The organism is Brucella sp. TWI559, assembly GCF_039674265.1.
GTDB classification, from domain to species: domain Bacteria; phylum Pseudomonadota; class Alphaproteobacteria; order Rhizobiales; family Rhizobiaceae; genus Brucella; species Brucella chromiisoli.
The window spans coordinates 183,068-192,046 of record NZ_JBDJNE010000008.1; the positions used below are offsets into that span (position 1 = coordinate 183,068).

The following is an 8,979-nucleotide window of genomic DNA, read 5'->3' on the forward strand; positions in this document are numbered from 1 at the left end:
ATCCCTTGTCTATGGCGTATCCGGTGCGATGGCACCGGACTGGCACAAACTATCGGCTATTCTTCCGAACCGACCACATCATGGCGACGAGCCTGAAGGGTCGAGTACTTGATGCCGCGCTGTGCAGCAATGTCCTTTGGATGCATCTGATGCTTCAGAGCGTCAAAGGTTGCACGAACCATGTTGTAAGGGTTCGATGAGCCGAGCGACTTAGCAACAACGTCCTGAACGCCAAGCGTTTCGAACACAGCACGCATAGGACCACCAGCAATGATACCCTTACCAGCAGGGGCTGCGCGGAGCAGAACCTTGCCAGCGCCGTGACGACCCTGCACATCGTGATGCAGTGTACGACCCGAACGCAGTGGTACGAAAATCATATCGCGCTTGGCAGCTTCTGTTGCCTTACGGATAGCTTCAGGCACTTCACGAGCCTTGCCATGTCCGAAGCCGACGCGACCTTTCTGGTCACCAACGACGACGAGTGCAGCAAAACCGAAGCGACGGCCACCCTTAACAACCTTGGCTACGCGATTGATGTGAACGAGTTTGTCAACGAATTCGCTGTCACGCTCATCACGACCGCGGTCCTCGCGGTTACGTTCTCTCTGTGCCATATCCTATTCCTTTATTTTTTTCCGGAAGCACAAAATTATTAGAAGCTAAGACCGCCTTCGCGGGCTGCTTCGGCGAGAGCCTTCACACGGCCGTGGTAAATAAATGCACCACGGTCGAACACTACTTCGTTGACGCCTGCTTTTACGGCACGCTCAGCAACCAGCTTGCCAACTGCAGCAGCTGCTGCGGAATCGGCGCCAGTCTTGAGCTTGCCCTTCAGATCGCCATCCAGGGTCGAAGCGGCAGCGATGGTTACACCGCGAACGTCGTCGATAACCTGAACGTAGATGTTCTTGGAAGAGCGGTGCACGCTGAGACGTGGACGGCCGTTTGCAACAGCCTTGACCTGACGGCGTACACGAGCAGCGCGACGCTGCAAAGTTTCTTTTGGCGATGCCATGACGCGCTTCCCTTACTTCTTCTTGCCTTCTTTGCGGACGATTTTTTCGCCAGCATACTTGACGCCCTTGCCCTTATAAGGCTCGGGGCCGCGATATTCACGGATCTCAGCCGCAACCTGACCGACCTGCTGCTTATCGATACCCGTGACGACGATTTCCGTCGGTTTAGGAACAGCAACAGTGATGCCAGCAGGCACGTCATAGATAACTTCGTGAGAAAAGCCGAGAGACAGCTGGACATTCTTGCCCTGCATAGCAGCACGATAACCAACGCCGCTGATCTCAAGCTTCTTTTCAAAGCCCTTGTTGACGCCTTCGAAGATGTTTTCGATCATCGAACGCGACATGCCCCACTTGGAGCGGGCTTCTTTAGACTGGTCACGAGGATCAACGCTTACAGCGCCGTCTTCGAGCTTAACCAGAACTTCATCGTGCACCACGAAAGACAATTCGCCCTTCGCGCCCTTAGCCTTGACGATCTGCCCATCAACACTGGCGGTCACGCCTGCCGGGACCGGCACGGGTTTTTTACCGATACGAGACATTTTTATACCTGTCTTCTATCTGTTCACTGTCAGCCGCATCAGAAGATGCGGCAGAGCAGCTCACCACCAACGTTTTGTTCACGGGCTTCATGATCCGCCATTACACCCTTAGGTGTGGACAAGATCGAGATGCCAAGACCATTCGCAACCTGCGGGATCGACTTGACCGACACGTAAACGCGACGGCCTGGCTTCGAAACGCGGGTCAGTTCACGAATGACTGGAACGCCTTCATAGTACTTGAGTTCGATTTCGATCTCGGCCTTGCCGTTCACGAATTCACTCTGCGTGTATCCGCGGATGTAACCCTCAGACTGAAGAACATCCAGAACGCGAGCACGAAGCTTCGAAGCCGGGGTCGAAACCTTGGTCTTCTTGCGGCCTACTGCGTTACGAATACGGGTCAGCATATCGCCGATAGGATCTGACACAGACATATGCTACTCCTTACCAGCTCGACTTAACTATGCCCGGAACCTGTCCGAGCGAACCCAACTGGCGAAGCGCAATACGCGACATCTTCAGTTTACGGTAATAACCACGCGGACGACCCGAAACTTCGCAACGATTGCGAATACGAACCTTAGCGGAATTGCGCGGTAGTTCGGCGAGCTGAATAGTAGCGCGGAAACGCTCATCCAGCGGAAGGCTCTGATCCATAACGATCGCCTTCAGACGTGCACGCTTTTCAGCATGACGCTTAACCAACTTTTCGCGGCGCTTATTGTTTTCGACTGCGCTAGTCTTGGCCATATTATTATACCTCGCTACGCTTGCCGTTACTGCCGGAACGGGAAGTTGAAGGCGCGCAGAAGAGCGCGGGCTTCATCATCCGTTTTTGCGGTCGTGCAAACGATGATGTCCATGCCCCAGATCTGATCAACTTTATCGTAGTTGATTTCTGGAAACACGATGTGTTCCTTAACACCCATGGCAAAGTTGCCACGACCGTCAAAGCTTTTCGGATTCAGACCGCGGAAGTCGCGAACGCGCGGAAGCGCAATCGTAACCAGACGATCAAGAAATTCGTACATGCGATCCGCACGAAGAGTGACCTTCGTACCGATTGGCATGTCTTCGCGCAACTTAAAAGTTGCAATCGAATTACGGGCGCGCGTAACGACAGCCTTCTGACCAGCAATCAGGCTGAGATCAGCAGCTGCAACCGTTGGCTTTTTCGAGTCAGCAGTTGCTTCGCCTACACCCATATTCAGGACAACTTTGGTGATGCGTGGAATCTGCATCTCGTTGTCATATTTGAATTCTTCAAGAAGAGCTTTACGGATCGTGTCCTGATAAATCTTCTTGAAGCGTGGAAGTGCCTTAGCTTCAGACATCAGATCACCGCTCCCGAACGCTTTGCAACGCGAACCTTCTTGCCGTCTTCAATACGGAAACCAACGCGGGTTGGCTTGCCATCTTTTGGATCAGCAACTGCCAGGTTAGACAAATGGATCGGCGCTTCTTTCGAAATGATGCCGGCTTCCTGAGTCTGTGTCTGACGCTGGTGACGCTTTACAACATTAATGCCGCGGACGACAGCTTTGTCATCCTTTGGCATAACCTGAAGAACTTCGCCCTTACGGCCCTTGTCCTTACCGGACAGCACGACAACGCTGTCGCCTTTGCGAATCTTTTGCATCGTCTTGCTTCCTTACAGAACTTCCGGAGCCAGCGAGATGATCTTCATGTGGCTCTTAGCGCGAAGTTCGCGTGGAACCGGTCCGAAGATACGTGTGCCGATAGGCTCTTTCTTGTTATCGATGAGAACGGCTGCGTTGTTATCAAAACGAATAACGCTGCCATCTGCGCGACGGATGTCCTTGGCAGTCCGTACGACTACCGCCTTCATCACATCACCTTTTTTGACGCGGCCGCGCGGAATAGCTTCCTTGATCGACACCACAATGATGTCGCCCACGGAAGCATAACGCCGCTTCGAGCCGCCCAGCACCTTGATGCACATGACACGACGTGCGCCGGAGTTATCCGCCACGTCGAGGTTTGTTTGCATCTGAATCATGACTGGCCGCCTTCTTTTCCTTCAGCTGGTTAAGGGCTCCTGCCCTACCTAAGCTGCGTGTTTGTAATTTAGCCCGCTGTTACGTTCGAAAGAACGACCCAGCGTTTGTCCTTCGAAATTGGCTTGGATTCTTCAATAGAAACCTGATCACCAATCTTGAACTGGTTGTTTTCGTCATGCGCCTTATACTTCTTAGACTGGCGAATGGTCTTCTGGAGGAGCGGGTGCGAATAGCGACGCTCTACCTTAACCACAACAGTCTTATCGTTTTTGTCGCTGACGACAACGCCCTGCAGAACGCGTTTAGGCATTATACTTGTTCCTTATGCCTTGCTTTCGGCCGCCTTCTGGCGGGCGATGGTCTTAATACGCGCAATGTCACGGCGAACCTGTTTCACGCGCGCGGTTTTTTCGAGCTGGCCGGTTGCCTTCTGGAAGCGCAGATTAAACTGCTCTTTCTTCAGGGCGCCCAACTCATCGTTGATCTGATCGAGGCTTTTCGCCCGAACGTCTGCGGCTTTCATGACTGCCTCTCTTACTCTGCGATGCGCTGAATGAAGCGCGTCTTGACCGACAACTTTGCAGCGCCGAGTCTTAAGGCTTCGCGTGCCACATCTTCGGGTACGCCGTCAAGCTCAAACATTACGCGGCCTGGTGCCACGCGGCATGCCCAGTAGTCAACTGAACCCTTACCTTTACCCATACGGACTTCGGTAGGCTTCGATGTAACTGGCAGATCCGGGAAGATTCGGATCCATACACGGCCCGCACGTTTCATGTGACGGGTGATCGCGCGGCGAGCCGCTTCGATCTGTCGTGCTGTGACGCGGTCAGGCTCAACGGCCTTCAAACCGAATGCACCGAAATTAAGATCCGTACCGCCCTTCGAGTTGCCGTGAATACGGCCCTTGAACTGCTTACGGAACTTGGTGCGCTTTGGCTGCATCATTGTTCTCTACTCCAATTTTCTCGCCCGCGGCCCGCTTTTTAAGCGTTTTCGCGGCGGCGGTTCTGCTGGGAACCCTGATTGTCACCCTCAACCGCACGACGTTCGGAAGCCATTGGGTCATGCTCAAGGATCTCGCCCTTGAATACCCAAACCTTCACGCCGCAGATGCCGTAAGCGGTCTGCGCTTCTGCTGTACCGTAGTCGATATCAGCACGCAGCGTGTGAAGCGGAACGCGACCTTCGCGATACCATTCCATACGTGCGATTTCAGCGCCGCCCAGACGACCGGAGCAGTTGATACGGATACCTTCAGCACCGAGACGCATTGCCGACTGAACGGCACGCTTCATGGCGCGACGGAATGCCACACGGCGTTCGAGCTGCTGAGCGATCGACTGAGCAATGAGCGTCGCGTCGACTTCCGGCTTACGCACTTCAACAATGTTGAGCGACGTATCGGAATTCGTCATCTCGGAAAGCTTCTTGCGAAGCTTTTCGATGTCTGCACCCTTCTTGCCGATGATGATACCCGGACGAGCCGAGTGAATCGTCACGCGGCACTTCTTGTGCGGACGCTCGATTACGATCTTGGAAATCGCAGCCTGCTTGAGTTCGCTCTTAAGATACTCACGGATCTTGACGTCTTCATGCAACAGCTTGCCGTATTCACCGGTATTTGCGTACCAACGCGAATCCCAGGTGCGGTTAATGCCGAGACGAAAACCGATCGGATTAATCTTCTGGCCCATTATGCGGCCTCCCCTTTTTCCGCAACTTCGCGGACAACAATGGTGAGATGCGAAAACGGCTTTTCGATGCGGCTTGCCTTACCACGTCCACGAACGTGGAAACGCTTCATGACAATTGATTTGCCAACATAAGCTTCAGCAACGATCAGCGCGTCAACATCGAGATCATGATTGTTCTCTGCGTTGGCGATAGCCGATTCGAGCGTCTTTTTCACTGTTTCCGCGATCCGCTTGCGCGAGAACGTCAGATCAGCAAGTGCCGCGTTAACTTTCTTGCCGCGAATAAGTGCCGCGACAAGATTAAGCTTCTGCGGGCTGACGCGAAGCGTACGGGCGACGGCTTTCGCCTCGTTATCCTTAAGCTGGCGGGGAGCCTTGGCCTTGCCCATCTGTTACTTCCTCTTTGACTTCTTGTCCGCGCCGTGACCGTAATAGGTACGCGTCGGCGCGAATTCACCGAACTTATGTCCAACCATTTCTTCGGAGATCGATACCGGCACATGCTTGTTGCCGTTATAAACACCGAAGGTCAGGCCAACGAACTGCGGCAAGATCGTGGAGCGACGGCTCCACATCTTGATAACTTCATTACGACCGCCCTCGCGTACCTTCTCAGCTTTCTTGAGAAGATAGCCATCGACGAACGGACCTTTCCAAACTGAACGAGCCACTTCAGACTACCTCTCTTACTTCTTGCGCTGATGACGCGAACGCATGATGAACTTATCGGTCGCCTTGTTCGAACGGGTCTTTTTACCCTTCGTAGGCTTGCCCCAAGGCGTGACCGGATGACGACCACCAGAAGTGCGGCCTTCACCACCACCATGCGGGTGGTCAACTGGGTTCATGGCAACGCCGCGAACGTGTGGACGCTTACCGCGCCAAACCGAACGACCGGCCTTACCGTCATTAATGTTGCTGTGCTCTGGATTGGATACTGCACCAACCGTTGCAAAGCATGCACCCGAAACCAGACGCTGTTCGCCCGAGTTCAGACGCAGGATAGCCATGCCCTGATCGCGACCGACGAGCTGTGCATAAGCACCAGCCGAACGTGCAATCTGACCGCCCTTGCCCGGCTTCATTTCCACATTGTGGATAATGGTACCAACTGGCATCGACGACAGCGGCATTGCATTGCCTGGCTTGACGTCGACGGACTGGCCGGAAATGACCTTGTCACCAACTGCCAGACGCTGCGGAGCCAGAATGTAGCTCAGCTCGCCGTCTTCATAGCGGATCAACGCGATAAACGCGGTGCGATTTGGATCGTATTCCAGACGTTCTACAGTCGCTACGACATCATGCTTACGACGCTTGAAGTCGATGAAACGATAAGAACGCTTGTGACCGCCGCCCTGAAAGCGGACAGTGATACGACCGGTGTTGTTACGGCCACCCTTCTTGGACAAACCTTCGGTCAATGACTTGACCGGTTTGCCCTTGTAGAGTTCCGAACGGTCCACGATGACCAGCTGACGCTGGCCTGGTGTGATCGGATTAAAGTGCTTGAGTGCCATTGTCTTTACTCCATGGCCTCTCAGAGACCTGTCGAAACGTCGATGCTCTGACCTTCAGCCAAAGTTACGATCGCTTTCTTGACATCGCTCTGGCGCCCGACAATGCCGCGGAACCGCTTCACTTTGCCTTTGCGCACAGTGGTGTTTACAGCCTTAACCTTGACGCCGAAGAGCGCTTCGATTGCAGCCTTGATTTCCGGCTTCGTCGCCTTGCGGGCTACGTTGAAGACGACCTGATTATGTTCGGAAACAAGGGTCGACTTCTCGGTGATGACTGGGCTGACGATCACGTCATAATGGCGAAGATCGGTCATTTAAAACGCTCCTCGAGTGCTTCGACAGCTGCCTTGGAAAGCACGAGCTTGCCACGACGCAGGATGTCGTAAACATTGATGCCCTGTACTGGCAGAACGTCGATGTTCGGGATGTTCGAAGCAGCGCGCTGGAAGTTCACGTCGAGCTCTGCACCACCGATAAGAAGTGCATTTTCGAGACCGAGCTTTGCGAACTGCGACACAAGCTGCTTTGTCTTGGCTTCAGACGCTGCCAGATCATCGATGATGATCAGGTCAGATGCCTTTGCCTTAGCCGACAGAGCGTGACGCAAGCCGAGAGCGCGAACCTTCTTTGGCAGATCATGATCATGCGTACGGACAACCGGTCCGTGAGCCTGACCACCGCCGCGGAACTGCGGTGCACGGGCCGAATGGTGACGAGCGCGACCCGTACCCTTCTGCTTATACATCTTCGAACCGGTGCGGCTGATGTCGCTGCGGCCCTTGGCATCGTGAGAGCCCTGCTGGCGGCGAGCCAGCTGCCAGCGCACGACGCGCTGGAGAATGTCGTCGCGTGGATCAAGACCGAAGATAGCTTCGTTCAACTTGACCTGGCCGGCATCCTTGCCTTCAAGGGTTGTAATTGTGAGATCCATTATTCGGCTCCCTCAGTCGCTGCAGTTTCAGAAACTACAGCAGCTTCTACCTTGGCCTGTGCTGCTTGGCGCAAACCAGCTGGCTTGGGAGCATTATCAGGCAGCGAAACCTTTACGGCGTCGCGAACGTAGATCCATGCACCCTTTGAGCCAGGAACTGCACCGCGGACAAGGATAAGGCCGCGATCGAGATCAGTCGAAACGACTTCGATATTCTGCGTGGTTACACGGGTCTGACCCATGTGACCGGCCATCTTCTTGCCTTTAAATACTTTACCTGGATCCTGACGCTGACCGGTCGAGCCGTGAGCGCGGTGGGTCACTGAGTTACCGTGCGATGCACGATGACCAGCAAAGTTATGACGCTTCATAACACCGGCAAAGCCTTTACCGATCGAAGTACCCGTCACGTCGACCTTCTGGCCGGCGACGAAATGTTCGGCAGTGATTTCCACGCCGACTTCGAGCAGGTTTTCAGGAGAAACGCGGAATTCCGCAACTTTCGCCTTAGGCTCAACTTCAGCCTTCGCGAAATGACCGCGCAGAGCCTTGGTTGTGTTCTTTACCTTGGCAAGTCCAACGCCAAGCTGAACAGCCGTGTAACCATTCTTTTCAACTGTACGCTGAGCGACCACGTGGCAGTCTTCCATGCGGAGAACTGTCACTGGTACATGTTCGCCGGCGTCGTTATAGACGCGGGTCATGCCCAGCTTTTGTGCGATAACACCTGAACGCATCGGGTTCGTTCCTTCCGTCCTCAAGCCGCTTAGAGCTTGATCTCGACATCAACACCGGCAGACAGATCGAGCTTCATGAGCGCGTCAACAGTCTGTGGGGTTGGGTCAACGATATCGAGAAGACGCTTGTGCGTGCGCATCTCGAACTGTTCGCGGCTCTTCTTATCGATGTGCGGCGACCGGTTTACTGTGAACTTTTCGATCCGTGTTGGCAGTGGGATCGGTCCGCGCACATTGGCACCGGTACGCTTGGCAGTCGACACGATTTCCCGCGTCGAAGCGTCAAGGATCCGATGATCAAACGCCTTGAGGCGAATGCGGATGTTTTGACCGTTCATTTGATCTGTTCCTTGTTACGCGGAGCGCCTCCGGAGAGACGCTCCTGCACAAATCTAATTACTCGATGATCGAAGCGACGATGCCTGCACCAACGGTACGGCCACCTTCACGGATAGCGAAGCGGAGCTTCTCTTCCATTGCGATCGGCACGATCAGCGTAACGTCAA

General features: G+C 54.2%; 20 protein-coding genes. All 20 read right to left on the minus strand.

Features of this window, described 5'->3' with window-relative positions; all coding sequences use genetic code 11:
- Positions 1–56 precede the first annotated feature (56 nt).
- Positions 57–617, minus strand: coding sequence for a 30S ribosomal protein S5 (gene rpsE, locus ABE530_RS12370; RefSeq protein WP_499694710.1), 561 nt, complete (start codon positions 615–617; stop codon positions 57–59).
- A 38-nt stretch (positions 618–655) separates the two neighbouring features.
- The gene (gene rplR / locus ABE530_RS12375; RefSeq protein ID WP_265984515.1) at positions 656–1,018 is read right to left on the minus strand and encodes a 50S ribosomal protein L18; all 363 of its coding nucleotides are present in this window, start codon (positions 1,016–1,018) and stop codon (positions 656–658) included.
- Positions 1,019–1,030: 12 nt separating this feature from the next.
- Positions 1,031–1,564 (minus strand): 50S ribosomal protein L6, encoded by a 534-nt coding sequence (rplF, locus tag ABE530_RS12380; RefSeq protein WP_265984514.1) that lies wholly within the window; start codon positions 1,562–1,564, stop codon positions 1,031–1,033.
- A 38-nt stretch (positions 1,565–1,602) separates the two neighbouring features.
- The gene (gene rpsH / locus ABE530_RS12385; protein ID WP_007875325.1) at positions 1,603–2,001 is read right to left on the minus strand and encodes a 30S ribosomal protein S8; all 399 of its coding nucleotides are present in this window, start codon (positions 1,999–2,001) and stop codon (positions 1,603–1,605) included.
- A gap of 10 nt (positions 2,002–2,011) precedes the next feature.
- A complete protein-coding gene (gene rpsN, locus ABE530_RS12390) occupies positions 2,012–2,317 on the minus strand; it encodes a 30S ribosomal protein S14 (protein WP_265984513.1) in 306 nt (101 codons plus the stop codon).
- A 26-nt stretch (positions 2,318–2,343) separates the two neighbouring features.
- Positions 2,344–2,901, minus strand: coding sequence for a 50S ribosomal protein L5 (gene rplE, locus ABE530_RS12395; protein ID WP_396997065.1), 558 nt, complete (start codon positions 2,899–2,901; stop codon positions 2,344–2,346).
- Complete coding sequence (gene rplX, locus ABE530_RS12400; protein WP_094539757.1) at positions 2,901–3,206, minus strand: 50S ribosomal protein L24; 306 nt, start codon at positions 3,204–3,206, stop codon at positions 2,901–2,903. The genes rplE and rplX overlap by 1 nt, the downstream gene beginning before the upstream one ends.
- 12 nt (positions 3,207–3,218) lie before the next feature.
- Positions 3,219–3,587, minus strand: a complete 369-nt coding sequence (gene rplN, locus ABE530_RS12405; protein WP_007875329.1) for a 50S ribosomal protein L14 — start codon at positions 3,585–3,587, stop codon at positions 3,219–3,221.
- Positions 3,588–3,655: 68 nt separating this feature from the next.
- Positions 3,656–3,898, minus strand: a complete 243-nt coding sequence (gene rpsQ / locus ABE530_RS12410) for a 30S ribosomal protein S17 (RefSeq protein ID WP_024897017.1) — start codon at positions 3,896–3,898, stop codon at positions 3,656–3,658.
- A 12-nt stretch (positions 3,899–3,910) separates the two neighbouring features.
- Positions 3,911–4,111, minus strand: a complete 201-nt coding sequence (gene rpmC / locus ABE530_RS12415) for a 50S ribosomal protein L29 (protein WP_024897016.1) — start codon at positions 4,109–4,111, stop codon at positions 3,911–3,913.
- A gap of 11 nt (positions 4,112–4,122) precedes the next feature.
- Positions 4,123–4,536, minus strand: coding sequence for a 50S ribosomal protein L16 (gene rplP / locus ABE530_RS12420; RefSeq protein ID WP_094577441.1), 414 nt, complete (start codon positions 4,534–4,536; stop codon positions 4,123–4,125).
- Positions 4,537–4,574: 38 nt separating this feature from the next.
- Positions 4,575–5,285 (minus strand): 30S ribosomal protein S3, encoded by a 711-nt coding sequence (gene rpsC, locus ABE530_RS12425; protein WP_024897014.1) that lies wholly within the window; start codon positions 5,283–5,285, stop codon positions 4,575–4,577.
- Positions 5,285–5,674: a 50S ribosomal protein L22 gene (gene rplV / locus ABE530_RS12430; RefSeq protein WP_007875336.1), complete on the minus strand. Its 390-nt coding sequence runs from the start codon at positions 5,672–5,674 to the stop codon at positions 5,285–5,287. Before rplV ends, rpsC begins: the two co-directional genes overlap by 1 nt.
- 3 nt (positions 5,675–5,677) lie before the next feature.
- Entirely contained in the window at positions 5,678–5,956 is a 279-nt protein-coding gene (gene rpsS, locus ABE530_RS12435; RefSeq protein ID WP_140904458.1) for a 30S ribosomal protein S19, read from the minus strand.
- Between the two features lie 15 nt (positions 5,957–5,971).
- A complete protein-coding gene (gene rplB, locus ABE530_RS12440) occupies positions 5,972–6,805 on the minus strand; it encodes a 50S ribosomal protein L2 (RefSeq protein WP_265984511.1) in 834 nt (277 codons plus the stop codon).
- A 20-nt stretch (positions 6,806–6,825) separates the two neighbouring features.
- Complete coding sequence (locus ABE530_RS12445) at positions 6,826–7,119, minus strand: 50S ribosomal protein L23 (protein ID WP_007875343.1); 294 nt, start codon at positions 7,117–7,119, stop codon at positions 6,826–6,828.
- Positions 7,116–7,736: a 50S ribosomal protein L4 gene (gene rplD, locus ABE530_RS12450; protein WP_265984510.1), complete on the minus strand. Its 621-nt coding sequence runs from the start codon at positions 7,734–7,736 to the stop codon at positions 7,116–7,118. The genes ABE530_RS12445 and rplD overlap by 4 nt, the downstream gene beginning before the upstream one ends.
- Entirely contained in the window at positions 7,736–8,473 is a 738-nt protein-coding gene (rplC, locus tag ABE530_RS12455; protein WP_265984509.1) for a 50S ribosomal protein L3, read from the minus strand. The genes rplD and rplC overlap by 1 nt, the downstream gene beginning before the upstream one ends.
- 29 nt (positions 8,474–8,502) lie before the next feature.
- On the minus strand, positions 8,503–8,811 hold the full coding sequence (rpsJ, locus tag ABE530_RS12460; RefSeq protein ID WP_002964363.1) for a 30S ribosomal protein S10: 309 nt from the start codon (positions 8,809–8,811) through the stop codon (positions 8,503–8,505).
- A gap of 58 nt (positions 8,812–8,869) precedes the next feature.
- Positions 8,870–8,979, minus strand: a 110-nt coding sequence (locus ABE530_RS12465; RefSeq protein WP_499694714.1) for an EF-Tu C-terminal domain-related protein, incomplete at its 5' end; no start/stop codon positions are given.